General features: G+C 69.3%; 15 protein-coding genes. 10 read left to right on the top strand and 5 right to left on the bottom strand.

All coding sequences use genetic code 11. The annotated features are described in order from the left end of the window. Positions 1-5: 5 nt before the first annotated feature. The 6 genes from ACLJQ7_RS35115 (at position 6) to ACLJQ7_RS35090 (ending at position 6,561) form a co-directional block, all read left to right on the top strand. Positions 6-1,448, top strand: a complete 1,443-nt coding sequence (locus tag ACLJQ7_RS35115) for a chondroitinase-B domain-containing protein (RefSeq protein ID WP_410652467.1) — start codon at positions 6-8, stop codon at positions 1,446-1,448. 83 nt (positions 1,449-1,531) lie between these two features. Beyond that, positions 1,532-2,569, top strand: a complete 1,038-nt coding sequence (locus tag ACLJQ7_RS35110) for a LacI family DNA-binding transcriptional regulator (RefSeq protein ID WP_410652466.1) — start codon at positions 1,532-1,534, stop codon at positions 2,567-2,569. Further along, the gene (locus ACLJQ7_RS35105) at positions 2,566-3,327 is read left to right on the top strand and encodes a sugar phosphate isomerase/epimerase family protein (protein WP_410652465.1); all 762 of its coding nucleotides are present in this window, start codon (positions 2,566-2,568) and stop codon (positions 3,325-3,327) included. Before ACLJQ7_RS35110 ends, ACLJQ7_RS35105 begins: the two co-directional genes overlap by 4 nt. Continuing rightward, a complete protein-coding gene (locus tag ACLJQ7_RS35100; protein WP_410652464.1) occupies positions 3,324-3,956 on the top strand; it encodes an SGNH/GDSL hydrolase family protein in 633 nt (210 codons plus the stop codon). Before ACLJQ7_RS35105 ends, ACLJQ7_RS35100 begins: the two co-directional genes overlap by 4 nt. A 16-nt stretch (positions 3,957-3,972) precedes the next feature. Next, a complete protein-coding gene (locus ACLJQ7_RS35095) occupies positions 3,973-5,274 on the top strand; it encodes a serine/threonine-protein kinase (RefSeq protein ID WP_410652463.1) in 1,302 nt (433 codons plus the stop codon). A 120-nt stretch (positions 5,275-5,394) separates the two neighbouring features. Then, positions 5,395-6,561: a cytochrome P450 gene (locus tag ACLJQ7_RS35090; RefSeq protein WP_410652491.1), complete on the top strand. Its 1,167-nt coding sequence runs from the start codon at positions 5,395-5,397 to the stop codon at positions 6,559-6,561. On the opposite strand, the gene ACLJQ7_RS35085 is transcribed toward ACLJQ7_RS35090, so the two are convergent. The 3 genes from ACLJQ7_RS35085 to ACLJQ7_RS35075 form a co-directional block, all read right to left on the bottom strand. Next, positions 6,551-7,576, bottom strand: coding sequence for a LacI family DNA-binding transcriptional regulator (locus tag ACLJQ7_RS35085; RefSeq protein ID WP_410652462.1), 1,026 nt, complete (start codon positions 7,574-7,576; stop codon positions 6,551-6,553). The genes ACLJQ7_RS35090 and ACLJQ7_RS35085 overlap by 11 nt on opposite strands. After that, the gene (locus ACLJQ7_RS35080; RefSeq protein WP_410652461.1) at positions 7,577-8,221 is read right to left on the bottom strand and encodes a flavodoxin family protein; all 645 of its coding nucleotides are present in this window, start codon (positions 8,219-8,221) and stop codon (positions 7,577-7,579) included. A gap of 63 nt (positions 8,222-8,284) precedes the next feature. Next, positions 8,285-8,989 carry an alpha/beta fold hydrolase gene (locus ACLJQ7_RS35075; RefSeq protein ID WP_410652460.1) on the bottom strand — a complete coding sequence of 235 codons (705 nt, stop codon included), beginning with the start codon at positions 8,987-8,989 and terminating at the stop codon, positions 8,285-8,287. A 126-nt stretch (positions 8,990-9,115) separates the two neighbouring features. On the opposite strand from ACLJQ7_RS35075, the gene ACLJQ7_RS35070 reads away from it, so the two are divergent. The 3 genes from ACLJQ7_RS35070 (at position 9,116) to ACLJQ7_RS35060 (ending at position 12,893) form a co-directional block, all read left to right on the top strand. Further along, the gene (locus ACLJQ7_RS35070; RefSeq protein WP_410652459.1) at positions 9,116-9,676 is read left to right on the top strand and encodes a TetR/AcrR family transcriptional regulator; all 561 of its coding nucleotides are present in this window, start codon (positions 9,116-9,118) and stop codon (positions 9,674-9,676) included. 79 nt (positions 9,677-9,755) lie between these two features. Continuing rightward, entirely contained in the window at positions 9,756-11,339 is a 1,584-nt protein-coding gene (locus ACLJQ7_RS35065; protein ID WP_410652458.1) for an AMP-binding protein, read from the top strand. Positions 11,340-11,648: 309 nt separating this feature from the next. Next, on the top strand, positions 11,649-12,893 hold the full coding sequence (locus ACLJQ7_RS35060; protein WP_410652457.1) for a DUF222 domain-containing protein: 1,245 nt from the start codon (positions 11,649-11,651) through the stop codon (positions 12,891-12,893). Between the two features lie 510 nt (positions 12,894-13,403). On the opposite strand, the gene ACLJQ7_RS35055 is transcribed toward ACLJQ7_RS35060, so the two are convergent. Next, entirely contained in the window at positions 13,404-14,789 is a 1,386-nt protein-coding gene (locus ACLJQ7_RS35055) for a M20 family metallopeptidase (protein ID WP_410652456.1), read from the bottom strand. Positions 14,790-14,909: 120 nt separating this feature from the next. Here ACLJQ7_RS35055 and ACLJQ7_RS35050 point away from each other — a divergent pair, with 120 nt between their 5' ends. After that, positions 14,910-15,140, top strand: a complete 231-nt coding sequence (locus ACLJQ7_RS35050; protein ID WP_410652455.1) for a LysR family transcriptional regulator — start codon at positions 14,910-14,912, stop codon at positions 15,138-15,140. Positions 15,141-15,426: 286 nt separating this feature from the next. Here ACLJQ7_RS35050 and ACLJQ7_RS35045 read toward each other — a convergent pair whose 3' ends face one another. After that, the gene (locus tag ACLJQ7_RS35045; protein ID WP_410652454.1) at positions 15,427-17,010 is read right to left on the bottom strand and encodes an FAD-binding oxidoreductase; all 1,584 of its coding nucleotides are present in this window, start codon (positions 17,008-17,010) and stop codon (positions 15,427-15,429) included. Between the last annotated feature and the right edge of the window lie 139 nt (positions 17,011-17,149).

The following is a 17,149-nucleotide window of genomic DNA, read 5'->3' as shown; positions in this document are numbered from 1 at the left end:
GCATCATGGATCGCAGAAGGTTCCTCAGCGGCGCCACCCTCGGCGCCGCGCTGATCACCGTCCCCTGGGTCACCGCGGGCACGGCGTCGGCCAAACCGAAGAAACTGTGCGCCCTGAACGTCAGTTCGCTGACCGAACTGCAGAACGCGATCAACCAGGCGGGCCCCGGTGCGGTCATCACCGTGAACAACGGCACCTACACCGTGCCCACGGGCAAGCCGATCAGCATCAAGGGCAGGCGCGGCACGAAGGACCAGCCGATCACGATCGTCGCGCAGTCCCGTGGCGGCGTGACGCTGAACGGCGAGCAGAGCTTCGTCTTCGATGACTCCACCGGCGTCACGATCAGCGGGTTCAAGTTCCGCCAGAGCACCACGCTGGAAATCCCGGCGAATTGCTCGCGAATCCGGCTGACCCGCAACGATCTCCAGTTCGCCGACCTCCCCGACCTGCACTGGGTGATGGTCCGCGCCGACAACAGCAAGATCGACCGCAACCACTTCCACCACAAGACGACCCTCGGCGTCATGCTCTGCATCGAGGGTGCGGGCGAAGACAAGATGGCCGCGGACGTCGAGGTCTTCCGGAACTACTTCTCCGACCACACCTTCCCCGGTGACAACGGCGGGGAGCCGATCCGGCTCGGCGTCAGCCCGCGGGCGCTGACCACCGCCGGCGCCAAGATCGAGTTCAACCTGTTCGAACGCGCGAACGGCGACCCGGAGGCGATCTCGGTCAAGTCGTCGGGCAACTTCATCCGCAACAACACCATCCGGAACAGCCTCGGCGGCATCGTGCTGCGCCACGGGAACAAGTCCGTCGTCGAATCGAACTTCATCCTCGGCGGCAAGGAAGGCATCCGGATCTACGGCAACGACCACAAGATCCTCAACAACTACATCGCCGGAGTGTCCGGCAGCGCGCTGGTCGTCGGCAGCGGCTCCGTCCGTGACCACTTCCCGGGTGAATCGAAGGAATCACGGCGCGGCAACGACGCGGCGGACCGCGTGCTCATCGCGCACAACACGCTGCTGAACAACAGCGGCACGCTTTCCGGCGAGACCAAACGGACGATCGAACCGCGCGACTGCACGATCTCCGACAACATCTTCGTCGGCGGCAACGGCGACCTGGTCACGATGAGCACCACGGGCAACTTCACGTGGTCGGGCAACATCCTGTGGGGTTCGGGCGGGAACGGCAACATCCCGGCGGGCACCTTCCGCCGGGTCGACCCGAAGCTCGTGCAGGGCAGCGACGGCGTCTCGCGGCTCGCCGCGGGCAGCCCCGCGATCGACGCGGCGACCCGGGCGGGCGCACCCGTCACGCTGGACATCGACGGTCAGGCTCGCGGCAGCCGGCGTGACGTCGGCGCCGACGAGTACTCGACGGCCGCCATCGCCAACCGGCCGCTCACCACCGCGGACGTCGGCCCCGGCGCGCCGTAGCCAGGCGGTCGGCATCAGAGCCGGGCTCACGCCGGTGTCAGCCCACGCCGGCGTGAGCCCACCGCACCACCGAGGAGGTAACCATGGCGCAGCGCGCCGCGGGTTCGGCCACCCTGGCCGACGTCGCCCGCGAGGCCGGAGTGTCGCTCGCGACGGCGTCGAGGGCGCTCAACGGCGGGACCAGACAGGTCAGCGTGACGCTGCGCGAATCGGTGCTGCGGGCCGCGGAACGGCTCCAGTACACGGCGAACGTACCCGCGCAGGCCATGGCCCGCGGGCGCGGCAACGTCGTCGGGCTGCTGGTGCACGACATCGTCGACCCGTACTTCTCCTCGATCGCGTCCGGCGTCATGCGCGTGGCCGCGCGTCACGGGTTGACGGTCACCATCGCCAGCACCGAGAACCATCCGGAGAAGGAACTCGAGTACGTCACCACGTTGCGCGGGCAACGGGCGCGAGCGGTCATCCTCGCCGGTTCGCGTAACGAAGACAGTTCCCTGCAACGGAATCTGACCAAGGAACTCAAGGCGTTCGAGGCCGCCGACGGTCAGGTCGTGGTGATCGGCCAGCGGAGACTGCCGTTCGACACCGTCATGCTGGAGAACCGCGCCGGAGCGGCGGATCTGGCGGAGAACCTCGCCGCGCTCGGGCACCGGGACTTCCTCGTGCTCGCCGGGCCACCCGGTCTGCTGACGTCGCGGGATCGCGTCCTCGGCTTCCGTGACGGACTCGCCCGGCACGGTATCCCGCTGTCCGAGAACCACGTGCTGCGCGCGGAATTCACCCGCGACGGCGGCTACGCGGCGATGGTGCGGGCGATCGAGGACGGCTTCCGCGGTTGCGTTTTCGCGGTCAACGACGTGATGGCCGTCGGCGCGATGGCCGCCTGCCGCGACCGCGGGCTGCAGGTCCCCGCGCAGATCGCGATCGCGGGCTTCGACGACATTATCACCTTGCGCGACATAAGGCCTTCCCTGTCGACTGTGCGCGTGCCGATCGAGCGCATGGGCGAACAGGCACTCGACTTCATCCTCGACGACCGCGCGGCCGTTCCCCGGGTCAAGCCGATCACCGGTGAGGTCGTGCTGCGCGAAAGTACTCGACCGCTGGAGGGAAAATGATCCGCCCGGGACTGTGTTCGGTGACGCTGCGCCGACTGGACGCCGACGAAGTCGCCAGCCGCGCCGAAAAGGCGGGCCTGCGAGTGATCGAGTGGGGCGCCGACGTCCATGTGCGCCCCGGCGACGACTGGGCGGCCGAGCGCGCGTTCGAGGCCATGGCGCGGCACGGACTGACCTGCGACTCCTACGGTTCCTACTTCCGCGCCACCCCGGCCGAAGCCGGGAAATTCGGCGAGATCGCCGCCACCGCGGTCCGGCTCGGTGCCTCGCGGATCCGGGTGTGGGCGGGCAAAGCGGGCTCCGCGGACGTCGACCCCGACGAACGCGAGCAGGTCGTCGCCGGTCTCCGCGAGGCCGCCGACGTCGCGAACGAACACGGTCTGGAGGTCGCGTTGGAGTTCCACGGCGGGACCCTGACCGACACCGCGGAATCGACCGTCCGGCTGCTCGAAGAGGTCGGCCGCGACAATCTCGGCACCTACTGGCAACCGCCGCAGGACCTGCCGGACGACCAGGCGCTGGCCGGACTGGAACTGGTGCTCGGCCACGTGCGCGCGGTGCACGTCTTCTCGTGGTGGCCCAGCAACGAGCGGCATCCGCTGACCTTCCGGGCGGACCTGTGGACGCGGGCGTTCGGCCTGCTCGCCAAGGCCGGACGGCCGCTCGACGCGCTGCTGGAGTTCGTCCCGGGCAACGATCCGGACCTGCTCCCCGGCGAGGCCGACTCGCTGCGGAAGCTGATCGAGGCGGGCGCGTGAGGTTCACCGAAGCCGACAGGCTGCTCTTCGCCGGCGACTCCATCACCGACTCCAGCCGCGATCGCGCCGATCCCGCGTCACTGGGCAAGGGTTACGTCCGGCAGATCGCGGACCTCCTCGGCGACGGGCCGGCGGTGATCAACCGGGGCGTCAACGGAAACCGGATCTACGACCTCGAAGCCCGTTGGGCCACCGACGTCCTCGCGGCGCGCCCCACGGTGCTGACGGTGAAGATCGGCATCAACGACACCTGGCGGACCTTCGACCGCGGCCTGTCGAGCCCGATCGGGAAGTTCCGTGCGGCCTACTCCCGGCTGCTGGCGAGCGCGCGGGAGCACCTCCCGGCCGAGTTGTACGTGGTCACGCCCTTCCTGTTGCCGGTGGAACCGGAACAGCAGGAATGGATCGGCGATCTGGCGCCCCGCGTCGAAGCGGCGATCGACGTGGCGACCGAGTTCGGCGCGCGGCTGGTGCGCGCGGACCTGTTCATGCCGCGCGCGGCGGCTGAGCACGGGGCGGCGACGCTGGCCCCGGACGGCGTCCACCCCAGCCCGCTGGGCCACCGGCTGCTCGCCGAAGCCTGGCTCTCGACGGCCGGTTCGCCGGTCGAGGAGGCCGGGCTTCCTTAGCGGATACAGTTGCCCGGTGAACCGGAACGCCATCATCGCCGGTCGTTACCGGCTGGAGCACAAGGTCGGCCGGGGCTCGATGGGCGTGGTGTGGCAGGCGCGGGACGAGCGGCTCGACCGCACGGTCGCGGTCAAGCAACTGCTGCCGGACACTTCGCCGGGCGACGCACCGTTCCGGTCGATCGTGCGCGCGATGCGGGAGGCCCGAGTCGCCGCGCGGCTGAAGCATCCGCACGCCGTCACCGTCTACGACGTCGTGGAACAGGACGGAACCCCTTACCTGATCATGGAGTTCCTGCCGTCGCGGCCGCTGACAGAACTCCTCGCGGACGACGGACCGCAGCCCGCGGGACGCGTCGCGGAACTCGGCGCGCAGATCGCCTCGGCGCTGGCCGCCGCCCACGAAGACGGCATCCTGCACCGCGACGTCACCCCCAACAACATCCTGATCACCGAAGACGGCCAAGCGAAGATCGCCGACTTCGGCCTGTCCCACGTCACGGGCGAAGGGACGATGACCGGCGACGGTCTCGTCGTCGGTACCCCGGCGTACCTCTCCCCCGAGGTCGCCGACGGTGAGGAACCCGGCTACCCGTCGGACGTGTTCTCGCTCGGCTCCACGCTCTACACCGTGCTGGAGGGCGCGCCGCCATTCGGCACCGACGGCAACCAGATCGCGCTCCTCAAACGGGTCGCCCGCGGTGAGATCACCGCGCCGAAGTCCACCGGTCCGCTCACCGAAGTCCTGCTGCGGCTGCTCCGGCGCGATCCGCTGGAGCGGCCGGACATGGGCGAGACCGCGCGGATGCTCGCCGCCGTCGCCGACGGTCGCCCGGCGATCCTGTCCGGTACCGAACGGCTTCCCGCGCCCACCCGTCGTTCGCGGCTGCCGTTCGCCATCGCGGGCGGCGTGGTCGTGGCGGGTGGTGTCCTGACCGGGATCCTGCTGCTTGACGGCGATCCGCCCGGCGCCGCCGCACCGGTGGCGGCGCCGGTGCCTTCGGCCGCGGAACCGGTGTGCGAAGCGCGGTACGAGATCGCCAACCGCTGGCCCGGCGGCTCGGAGATCCGCGTGTCCGTCCGAAACGCCAAGGACAGCCGGCTCACCGGCTGGGAGGTCAGTTGGACTCTGCCGCCGGGCACCCGAATCGCCAATCTGTGGAACGGTTCCCTGGCGCAGGACGGAGACCGCGTACGAGTGTCCGAAGTGGACTGGAACGCGGTCCTGCCCGTCGGCGGGACGACCACCTTCGGGTTCATCGCGACCACCGAGGACGACGGCGGGATCGCGCCGGTCGCCACGTGCCGGAGCTCCTGAGCGAAGAATGTGACGCAATTCACGTCTGTTTTGTCCGATTACCGGGTCTCTCCGCACCGGCATGCTGCGAGCGCGATGCACTCGACAGCAAGGAGAAACGTGGAAGACCGGCGATTCCCCATGACACGCGCGGCGGACTGCCCCTTCGACCCCGCACCGGACCTGGTACGGCAGGCCGGCCAGGACCCGGTCTCCCGGGTAAGGCTCTGGGATGGCGGCACACCGTGGCTGATCACCCGGTACGAGGACGTGCGGACGGTCTTGGCCGATCCGCGGGTCGGTGTCGATGCCACCTGTCCCGGCTTTCCGCACACCAACGCGGTGAGCAAGGCCCGGGACACGACGATGAAGACGCTGATGCAGATGGACGCGCCGGAGCACACCGCCCAGCGGCGGTTGCTGACCCCGGAGTTCACGATCGAGAAGATGGCGGCACTGCGACCACGGGTTCAGCGGATCGTCGACGACCTCGTCGACGAGATGCTCGACGGCCCCAAGCCGGTGGATCTGGTGACGGCGTTCGCGTTGCCGGTCCCCACGCAGGTGATCTGCGAACTGCTCGGCGTGCCCTACGCCGATCGAGGTTTCTTCCGGGAGGTGGCCCGCACCCTCGTCATGGGCGAGTCCGATCCCGGCCGGGCCCTGGCCGCCAGTGAGGAGCTGAACGCCTATCTGGAAGAGCTGGTGGCCCGTAAGAACGCGGCGCCCGGCGAGGATCTGCTCAGCACCCTGACCGTCGAGCGGTTCCGGACCGGCGCGATGACCCCGCGCGAGATCGCCACGATGGGCCAGCTCCTGCTGGTGGCCGGACACGACACCACCGCGAGCATGATCGCGCTGGGCACGGCCGCGCTCTTGGCGAACCCGGACCAGCTCGACCTTGTCCGCGCCGACGCCCCCGGCGCGGTGGAGGAACTCCTGCGCTACTTGTCCATCACCCACACCGAAGCACGTCGCGTCGCGCTGGAGGACCTGGAGATCGGCGGCACGCTCATCCGCGCCGGCGAGGGCATCATCGCGGTCAAGAGCACGGCCAACCGGGATCCGGTGGCCTTTCCGGACCCCGACACCGTCGACGTCCGGCGCAAGGCCCGCCATCACGTCGCTTTCGGCCACGGCAGGCACGTCTGCCTCGGTGCTCCGCTGGCGCGGATGGAGCTCCAGGTCGGGTACGGCACGCTCTTCCGGCGTATACCGACGCTGAAACTCGCCGTACCACCGGAAGAACTGAGGTTCGACGAGAACGCGGTCTTCTACACGGTGCGGGAACTGCCCGTCAGCTGGTGAACCGGCTCGTGGATTCCCGCGGGTTCAGCCGCACCGGAACCTCGATCCGGTGCGGCTGATCCGCGGCCACACCCTCGACGAGATCCATCAACGCCGTGGCCGCCCGGCCGCCCACCTCACGCGGATGCACGAACATCCCGGTCACCTGCGGCGAAACGAGCCGGAGCGAACCGCTGTCCACCGCACTGCAGATCCCGAGCACGCCGGGTACCTCGAGCCGCCGGCGGCGGGCTTCGTGAAGGACACCGAGGGCGAGGTTCTCCGACGTCGTGAAGACGGCGTCCGGGCATACCCTCCGGTCGAGGAGCCTGCCCAGTGCCGCCGCGGTGCCTTCGGTGGTGGGCGGCTCGTCGATCTCGACCACCACCGCCTCCAGGTCCCGGTCCTCCATCCAGCCGGTGTACCCCGCGACCAGATCGGCCGCGTAGGAGCGGGCGGTGTCGGTGGCGATCATCGACGGCCGCTCGTAACCGTTGTCCGCCAGGTGATCCAGCATCAGCCGGGCGGCCGCGACCAGATCGTTGTCGACGACGACCGGCACCGGGCGCGGCGCCGCCATCGGACGCCCGACGGTCACCAACGGCCGGTCCTGACACCAGCCGGTCGCGAAGAACGGCTCGTCTCCGCGGGGATCCACCAGGATCGCACCGTCGACGGAGAAGGCGTTCAGCCGGTCGAGGTCCGCGTCCATCGGGGTCAGGAGCAGGGCGTACGAACGTTTCGACGCGGCCTCGGCCGCGCCGTTGAGGACCTCGAGGAAGTAGTCCGAATTGGGCACGAGCGCGCAGTCGCTGCTCGCGTCGACCGAGTTCGCGAGCTGGATCGCCAAGGTGCGGCTGCGCCGGGTGACCAGCTGCTGCGCGTGCACGCTGGCCTGGTAACCGAGTTCGGCGGCCGCCCTCGCGACGCGCTGCCGGGTCTCCTCGGAAATCCGGCCTTGCCCGCTGAGCACATGGGAAACGGTGGTGATCGAAACCCCCGCGGCGGCGGCGACGTCACGGATGGTCGGCGACACTCAGGCCTCCATGGGCGGTCCCCAAACGCGGTTCGGCCGGTCGGTGTCCAGCCGATAGTCGGTGACGTGGGCGTCGCCCAGCCTACGGCCGAGGTCCGCCGCCGCCTCCAGCGGCCGCGCGGGATCGCGCTCCACCTCGCCCCGGCTGTTGCCGACGCCGACCACGATCCCGGCGAGCTCCTGACGCAGATATCGGGTGAGCTCCTGGAACTGGGCCTCCAGGCCGAGCGTCGCACCGCGGTAGCTCTCCTCGCAGGAGATCAGCACCGCGGCGCGTTTGTGCATCAACCCCGGCACGACCTCCGAGGTGTGCGGCGAACTGCCGGAGGTGTAACAGAAAAGCCGGTCGAAGAAGGACTTGAGCCGTCCGGTCATGCCGTACCAATGCAACGGTGTCGCGTAGACGATCACGTCCGCCGGGAGCACGTGGTCGAACAGCAAACGCTCGTAGCCGTCGTCGATACCGCAGGACCGGTCGCTCAACCGGCAGTCTCGACAGTCCCCCAGCGGCGATTCGACGAAATCGGACAGGCGGACGAAGCCCACCGTGTGCCCCGCTTCCTCCGCCCCCTTGGCCAGCGCCTGCGCGAGCGCCCAGGAGTTGCCTTCACGACGCGGGCTCGAATCGAGCACCAAGACCTTCACGTGATTCTCCCCAGAGAGACTGCCAAAACGTTTTAGCAGTCTCTCCGGGGAGGGTTTCACCTGTCAAGCGATCTTGGCCGCCGCCGCGAGGACGACCTCCGCGACGACATCCGGCCGCGAGACCGAAACAGCGTGCGAAGCCTCGACCCTGGTGATCTCCGAGCCGGCACGCTCGGCCATGAACGCCTGCGCCGCGGCGGGGATCGCGTGGTCCTGCTCGGCGATCAGCGCCCACGAGGGCAAGGTCTTCCACGCCGGCTCGCCGTCGAACGGCGTGGCGAGCGCGCGCTCGGTGACCGGACGCTGGGTGACCGCCATAACGTCGGCGATCTCCGCGCGGACGTCGGCCGCGAACACGTCCGAGAAGTTCTCGGGTTTGATCGACAACTCGCCCTGCGCGGCCAGGACGTTCGTGGTGTCCGGGCCGAGCTTGCCGCCTTCGAACCGGCCGGACAGCTCGAACACGCTCTCCCCCGCCTCCGGCTGGAACGCGGCGATGTAGACGAGCGCCTTGACGTTCGGCGCGGCGGCGGCCGCGCGGCTGATCACCACGCCGCCATAGGAATGCCCGGCCAGCACGACGGGGCCGTCCACGCCGTTGACGACGTCGGCGACGTAGTCCGCGTCGGACTCGATGCCACGCAGCGGGTTCGAAGCGGCCAGGACGCCGTAGCCCTGCTCACGCAGCTTCGGGACGACGCCGTTCCAGCTGGACGAGTCGGCGAAAGCACCGTGGACCAGGACGATGGTGGGCTTCTGGTTGCGCATGGTGACTCCTTCAGGATCAGGGAGAACGATCGGTCTTTCTGCCTGAACGATGCTCCTCGGCGAGGGCTTCCGCAACGTGACGAAGCCGGCCTAGTGGAATGACCGTTCTTTCTCTAAGGTTGGAAGATGCCGACTGTCGACCGGGAGGTCCACCCGAAGATCCGGCTGCTCGAGACAGCGTCGCGACTCTTCTACGCCGAGGGCATCCATGCCGTCGGCGTGGAGCGCCTGGTCTCCGAAGCGGCCGTGACCAGGGCGACGTTCTACCGCCACTACCCCACCAAGGACGACCTCGTCGCCGCCTACCTGAGCATCACGAGCGAGCGGATCCGCGCGGGCGTCGACGCGGTGACGCAAGGGAAGCCCGCGCGCGAAGCACTGCGCGCCGCGCTGGGCATCGTCGGCAACCGGACGCTCGACGACGACTTCCGCGGCTGCCAGTTCCTCAACGCCGCGGCCGAATACCCCGATCCCACGCACCAGGTGCGCCAGGTCATCGACGACCACCGGGGCTGGTTCCTCGGCGTGCTTCGCGATCTGGCACGCGACGCAGGTCATGCCGACCCCGAGCACGCCGCCCGCACCCTCGTCCTCCTCCGCGACGGCGCGCTTCACGGCGGGAACCTCGACGACGCCGAGACCGTTCGCGCCACTTTGCACCGGGCCGTGGCCGACCTCGTCCCCTGAGCTTCATCGCGTCTTCTCGACGGTCGTAACAAGTGCTACCTTCGCGGAGGGGGCACGTCCGGACCGAGGAGCGGCGACGATGAGGCTTTCTCCCAGCGCGCACGTCGACCCGTTCTGCCGCGATCGGCTGCCGCCCGCCGACCAGTGGCCGGAGTTCGTGTTCGACCTGCCGGAACTTCGGTACCCCGACAGACTGAACGCCGCGACCGCGCTGCTCGACGACACCGCCGCGCGGCTCGGCCACGACAGGCCGTGCCTGCTCTCCCCCGCCGAAACGTGGACATACGGCGAAGTCCTGGCCCGCGCGAACCGCGTCGCCCACGTCCTGGTCACCGATTTCGGCGTGGTGCCCGGCCATCGCGTGCTGTTGCGGGGCACCAACACCCTGTGGCTCGCGATGGCGTGGCTGGCCGTGCTCAAGGCGGGCGCGGTGGCCGTCACGACCATGCCGATGCTGCGGCGGGCCGAACTCGACAAGATCGTCGGCCGCGCGAAGCCCGCGGTCGCGGTCTGCGACGAGCGCCTGCTGGACGAACTCCCGCCCGATCTTCCCGTGGTGTCCTACGGAACCGAACTCGCCGATCGCGCGGAACGGTATCCGGCGACGTTCGCCGACGTCCCGACCGCGGCCGACGACGTCGCCCTGCTGGCTTTCACCTCCGGGACGACGGGATCACCGAAGGCGACAATGCATTTTCATCGCGACCTGCTCGCGATCGCCGACACGTTCTCCCGCCACGTGGTGCGCCCGACGTCCGACGATCTCTTCTGCGGTACGCCACCCTTGGCCTTCACCTTCGGCCTCGGCGGCCTGCTGGTCTTCCCGCTGCGCGCGGGCGCGGCGACATTGCTCGTCGAGCGCGCCACCCCGGCGGAACTCGCCGCCATCGTCGCCGACAAGAACGTCACCGTCCTCTTCACCGCCCCGACCGCGTACCGGGCGATCCTGAACGCCGGCGAGAGCCAGTTGCTGGCCGGAGTACGCCGGGCCATCTCGGCGGGCGAGTCGCTTCCCGCTCCCGTGGCCGAGCAGTACCGGGAGACCGTCGGACGGCCGCTCATCGACGGGCTCGGCAGCACCGAAATGCTGCACGTGTTCATCTCCGCCGCCGACGGCGACGCGCGTCCCGGCGCCACCGGCAAGGTCGTGCCCGGCTACCGGGCGGCCGTCCTCGATGTCGACGGATCACCCGTTCCCGACGGCACCCCCGGCTTCCTCGCGGTGCGAGGGCCCACCGGTTGCCGCTACCTCGAAGACCCGCGCCAGCGCGACTACGTCCGCGGCGGCTGGAACTTCACCGGCGACACCTACGTCCGTGACGCCGACGGCTATTTCCGGTTCGTCGCGCGCAGCGACGACATGATCATCTCGTCGGGGTACAACATCGCCGCCCCCGAGGTCGAGGAGGTCCTGCTCACCCATCCGGACGTCGACGAATGCGCCGTGATCGGCACCCCGGATCCCGACCGCGGCTCGGTCGTGACGGCGTTCGTCGTCCCCCGGCCCGGTATCGAGCCGGGGGCGGATCTGGTGCGGGCGCTGCAGGACCACGCCAAGGCGACCGCGGCGCCGTACAAGTATCCGCGGCGTGTGCGGTTCATCGAGGCGTTGCCGCGCAATGCGAGCGGGAAGTTGCAACGGTATCTTTTGCGGGAGTTGTGAGGTCTGTCTACATTGGACATACTTTGAGCGTCTTCCGCTCTCCCGCAAGTTGTCGTGGGACAAGGAAGAGGTGGTCGACAAGGCAGCAAGCACTCCTCCTACCTGCAGGACCAGACAAAGAGGCCTTCGCTCCACCGGGCCGTCCACTCATCTTGCCTCCACAGACGTTGCGAAAATGGACTTTCATTTCCCTTGCCTCTCAACAATTCCTGACACGCTCAGGTTGCCGCCCATATCGCCAGATGCGCAAACGATTCTTGAGGACTTTTCACATTCGCACACCTGTTCGATGACTGGTATTATCGCAGGGTGTCCAGCCAACGAATCCTCGAACCGCCACAGGAGCTGTGGCGTGCCGGTGCGCGCGAACTCGCGCACGGGGTGGTGGAGCGGTTGTCGGTGGCACGACAGGCCATGGCGGAGGTCGGGCAGTACCTGACCGAGATCGAGTCCCGTGGCCCGATGGAACTGTTCGGGCACGGGTCGACGGCGGGCTGGTTCGCCGAGACCGCTCGTATCACCCCGAAAGAAGCCCGCGACACCGTGACCCGGGCGCTGGCGGTGAACGCAAGCCGCAACCTCGACGGCACCCCCGCCCCAGCGTTCGCGCCGCTCGCCGGGGCCGCCGCCGCGGAAGGCGACCTCGGGCACCAGCAACTCGACCCCATCCTCGCCGCACTGAAGAAAATCCCCGCCGACGTCTCCGCCGAAGACCGCTCCGGCGCCGAACAGATCCTGGTCGACCTCGCCCGCCACGCCGGGCCGCAGCAGATCACCAACGCCGGCGCCGACCTCGTGGCGCACCTGGACCCCGACGGCGACGAACCCCAAGACGAAGACCTGAAATTACCCTCACGCGAGGTCCATCTCCGCAAACGCGACGACGGCTGGTGGCGACTCAATGGCCTCCTCGACCCCGAATTCGGGGCCAGAGCCAACGCGTTGTTCGAAACCTGGGGACAACGAAGACCCGTCGATAAGGACGGCAACCGCGACCCCCGCACCCCCGGCGAGCGCAATGGCGACGCCTTGTTCGACGCCATCCACTACGCCATGACCAACGACAAAGCCCCCACCCTCTCCGGAGACCGCACCACCATCGTCGTCACCATCCCGCTGGAGACCCTGATCTCCGGGCTCGGGGCGGCCTGCGTGGACGAGGTCACCCAGATCACCGCACGCCACGCCCGCATGCTCGCCTGCGACGCGAAGATCATTCCCGCCGTCCTCGGGACCGAAAGCGAACCCCTCGACATCGGCCGCGCCACGCGCAGCGTCACCCCAGCACAACGGCGAGCACTGAACCTGCGGGATCGCGGCTGCGCCTTCCCCGGCTGCCACCGCAAACCCAAACACTGCGAAGCCCACCACATCTTGCCCTGGGGCCACCACGGCGACACCGACCTCGACAACCTCTGCCTACTCTGCCGCTACCACCACATGCTCATCCACGGCCAATCCGGCTGGAAAGCCCAAATCACCGACGGCCGACCCGAATTCATCCCACCCCAATACCTCGACCCGCTACAAACCCCACGCCGCAACCACCGCTGAACCCGAAAAGCCCGCCGACCACCACCGGCGACGGGCCCTTCGGCATGCCCGGGGCACGGAGCGATGGCCGGGGTGATACCTGTCAGGACGTAGAGCACTCTTTCGCCACAACGTTCCCTACCTGGCGGAACACGCCACCTTTGCCCCACGCCTCAACAAAACCATCCGTCCGTCCACTCTGGACCCCAACGCTGACCGACGCACCGGACTTCAACGAATCCTGCGCCGCCGATTCGCTGCGACCAGCGCGACGATGCTCAGCGAGGCGGTCACCAAAAGGTAGTAGCCGGGCGAAACCGGTGACCGGTGGCCGCGATCATCGCGATCGCGATGGTCGGTGTGAACCCGCCGAAAATCCCGACAGTGGCGTCATAGGCGAACGAAAGCCCTGTCGCCCTGGTGTGCGCCGGGAACACGTCCGCCATCACCGACAGAAGCTCGCCGAAGTCGTGGCGGCGATCGCGCGCCGGGTGAACGACGGCGTGCGCGGCCTGGCCGCCGTCCGCTCGCTCATCCTGCTTCCCCGCCGCGCCGCCCGAGCGCGTGGAACAGGGCCGCGGCGAGGACGACTCCCTCGCGGGCGATCGGCGCGAGAAGGTGTTCGTCGGGCGCGTGCTGCAGGCATCCGGGATAGGAGTGCGGCAGCCACAGCGTCGGGAGGCCGAGGAGGTCGGTGAACACGTGGTTCGGCAGTCCCCCGCCGAAGCTCGGCAGGATCGCCACGCGCCGATCGGTGACCTCGTCGAGGACACTCTTCGCCCAGCCGGCCCACGGGTCGTCGACCGGGGTACGGCTGGCGCGGAAACTGCCCTCGGCTGTGACGTCGACCATGGAAAACCCCTGCGCGGCAAGGTGTTTCTTGATCGCCTCGCCCACTCCGTCGACGTCGGTGCCCGCGACGTAGCGCAGTTGCAGCATCGCCCGCGCGCGGCCGGGGATGGCGTTGACCGGCCGGTCGATGTCGGCGGCGCCGAGCGAGAGGACTTCGAGGGTGTTCCAGCCGTATAGCCGCTCCGCCGCGGTCAGCCCGGTGTCGCCCCAGCCCGCGTCCAGCGCCGGATCGCCCGGCGTGTTCCCGATCTCGACTTCGGCGAGCGCCGCGCGGACGCTGTCCGGAAGTTCGGGCGGCAGGAGTCCCGGCACCTGGACGCGGCCGTGTCCGTCGACCAGACAGGCGATCGCCCCGGCGAGGGTGGTGGCGGGGTTGCGCAGCACGCCGCCCCAGTTCCCCGAGTGGTAGGCGTCGGGGCGGAGGTCGACGTCGAGGGCGATCCGGACACTGCCTCGCGCGCCGAGGAACAGCGTCGGCGTCGCCGCGTCCAGTCGCGGGCCGTCGGACGCGATGAGGACGTCGGCGCTCAGTGCCTCCCGGTGCGCCGAGACGAACTCGTCGAGGCCCGGCGAGCCGATTTCTTCCCCGGTCTCGAACAGGAACTTGAGGTTGAACCCGAGCGAACCCGTCTCGGCGAGGAGCAGCCTGAGCGCGGTCAGGTTGATCAGGTGCTGCCCCTTGTTGTCCGCGGAGCCGCGGCCGTACCAGCGCTCGCCGTCGGCGGCCAGGGTCCACGGGTCCCGGCCGTCACTCCACCGGCCTTCGTGCCCGTCGACGACGTCCGCGTGGCCGTAGCACAGGAGTGTCGGTAACTTCGGGGACTCCATCCGGGTGCCGATCAGGAACGGGCCGCCGCCGGGATCTGGATTGGGGTGGATCGCCACGGCGCAGCCGAGCGCGGTCAGCGCGGGCGCCAGCACCTCGTCCAGGTATGCCCTGATGGCAACGCGACCGCTCGGATGATCACTCACGGTCGGATACCGGACGAGTTCGGCGAGTTCGGCGAAGAACGCTCCCGAGTCGACGTGCTCGTGGGCCTTCGCGACCAGTTCTGCAGGAATCACCGCGTTGTCTCCCGATTCGCTCGTCGAGTGTCGCAGAGGAGCGTAAGTCGGTTCGCATACTCTGACCATTGCCGTTTACCGTGCTCCGCGTTCTCATTGCGGCAAACCTGCGGAGATCTGATGCGACTACTGCCGATCGCGCTGGCGTACTTCCTCGAAGTCGCCCGCACCAGCTCGGTGGCGCCCTCAGCGATCAGCCGCCAGGTCGCCAAACTCGAAGCAGTCTCGAGGTGCCGTTGTTCGTCCGGCATCCGCGCGGCTGCTCGACCACCTTCGGCGCAGCGAGGGCCGAATCGGCCGTTCTGGTCGACGAACTCCGCACCGGCCGCGGACTGCACGCCCGGTCCCTGACGGTCGCCTGTTCCGAGGGGTTCGCCCGCCGCGTGGTCCCAGGCGATCACCGCCCTCCGGCGCGAGCACGACGTCACCGTTCCACAGCGACGTCGTCACCAGGGCAGAAGCGACTCGGCGGGTGCTCGAAGGCGCGGCAGACGTCGCCGTCACGTTCGCGACCGGACCTCAGCACGGTGTACGCGGTCGTCCCGTTCGATCACCCGCTGACCAGTCGCGAGCCGGACGTTGTCCTTGGCGGCCCTGTGGTTCACCGCGCTGCCGACCTCGTTCGTCCGGCCGCCGGTCAGCCGATCAGCACCCCGGGATTGAGGATCCCGGCCGGGTCGAGCGCGGACTTGGCGGCGGCGAACGCGGTGGCGAACGGGCCGGGACGCTGCCGGTCGTACCAGGGCCGGTGATCGCGGCCGACGGCGTGGTGATGGGTGATCGTGCCGCCGTGGCCCGCGATCGCCTCCGAAACCGCGGCCTTGATCTCGTCCCACTGGGCGACCGTGCTCCCCCAGCGCCCAGCGGCGTAGATCCCGTAGTACGGCGCGGGACCGTCGGGGTACACGTGGCTGAACCGGCACGTCACGACACCGGCGCCGCCGCACACCTCGTCGATCGCGGTACGCGCCGCCGAGGTGATCGCGTCGTGGAAATCCGGGAAACCGTCCCAAGTGCACGCGGTCTCGAAGGTCTCCACGATCAGCGACCGGCGGGCGAGCGCGTCGCGTTGATAGGGCATCCGCAGGAAGGAGGATCGCCACGTCGAAGCGCTGTCCTGACCGGCGGAATCCTTGCTGCGCCTGGCTTTCACGACACCCCCGTGACCCGCGGTCACTTCGAGCGCGCGGTCGAGCCAGGTGTCGACCGGATGGTCGGCGGATTCGAACGCGACCAGCAGGAGGCCACCGCCCACACTCGCGCCCGCGTTGATGAACGCCTCCGCCGGATCGAGGAGTCGGCAGTTCGACGGGTGGAGCCCGGACTGCGCGATCGCGCGGGTGGCGGCGACCGCGTCCTCCTGCCGTTCGAAGGCGACGGACGCGGTCACCTGCCACACCGGCCGGTCCTGCAGGCGCATCCAGGCTTCGGTGATCACGCCGAGCGTGCCCTCGGAGCCGAGGAACATCCGGTCCGGCGAAGGGCCGGCGCCCGAGCCCGGCAGGCGTCGCGATGCACTGATCCCGGCGGGCGTGACGACGCGCATCGCTTCGGTGAGATCGTCGATATGCGTGGCGAGAGTGGCGAAATGCCCGCCCGCCCGGGTGGCGAGCCAGCCGCCGAGTGTCGAATGGGCGAACGACTGCGGGAAATGCCGCAGGGTGAGCCCCAGCGGGCGGAGGCGGTCTTCCAGGGCCGGCCCGAAGATCCCGGCCTGGATCCGCGCCGCACGGCTGACCGTGTCCACTTCGAGCACGTCACCGAGGCCCGCCAGATCCATCGAGACCGCCGGCCCGTCGAACCGCGGTTCGACCCCGCCGACCACGGAACTGCCGCCACCGTAAGGAATCAGCGGGGTCCCGGACGCGGCGCACCAGTCGAGGAGGTCGACGACGTCCTGCTCCGTACGCGGACGGGCGACCAGATCCGGGACGTGCTCGACCTGTCCGAGCAGATTGCGGACGACGTCGCGGAACGCCTTGCCGCGGGCGTGGGACAACCGGTCGGCCGGGCCGTCACTGCACAACGCGGCGAGCGTCGCGGGTGGGCGGACCCGCGATGCCGGGACGCCGAGCTCCGCCGGATCGGGCGGAGCGTGGTCGGTGAAGTCGTGGCCGGGCAGCACACCCGCGGTGCGGGCGACCAGCGCGTCGGACTCCTCTCGGGACAGTTCGCCGTCGAGGGTGCCCCAGCCCCACCAAGACCGTTCTTCGGTCGGCATCGTCGCCTCCGGTTGATCTGACTCCCCAGTAAGTTACTTATCGGTCAGTTATCGTGTCAATGAGCACCGCTACCGCGTGCCGCGCGGGCTACAGCCTTCCCGCTCTCCGGTGTTCGGCCCCTCGCCGCATGGGGCGCGA

Source organism: Amycolatopsis sp. cmx-4-54, assembly GCF_046548895.1.
Lineage (GTDB): Bacteria > Actinomycetota > Actinomycetes > Mycobacteriales > Pseudonocardiaceae > Amycolatopsis.
The sequence above is the reverse complement of the archived record's forward strand: the minus strand, read 5'-3'. Positions and strand labels throughout refer to the sequence as shown.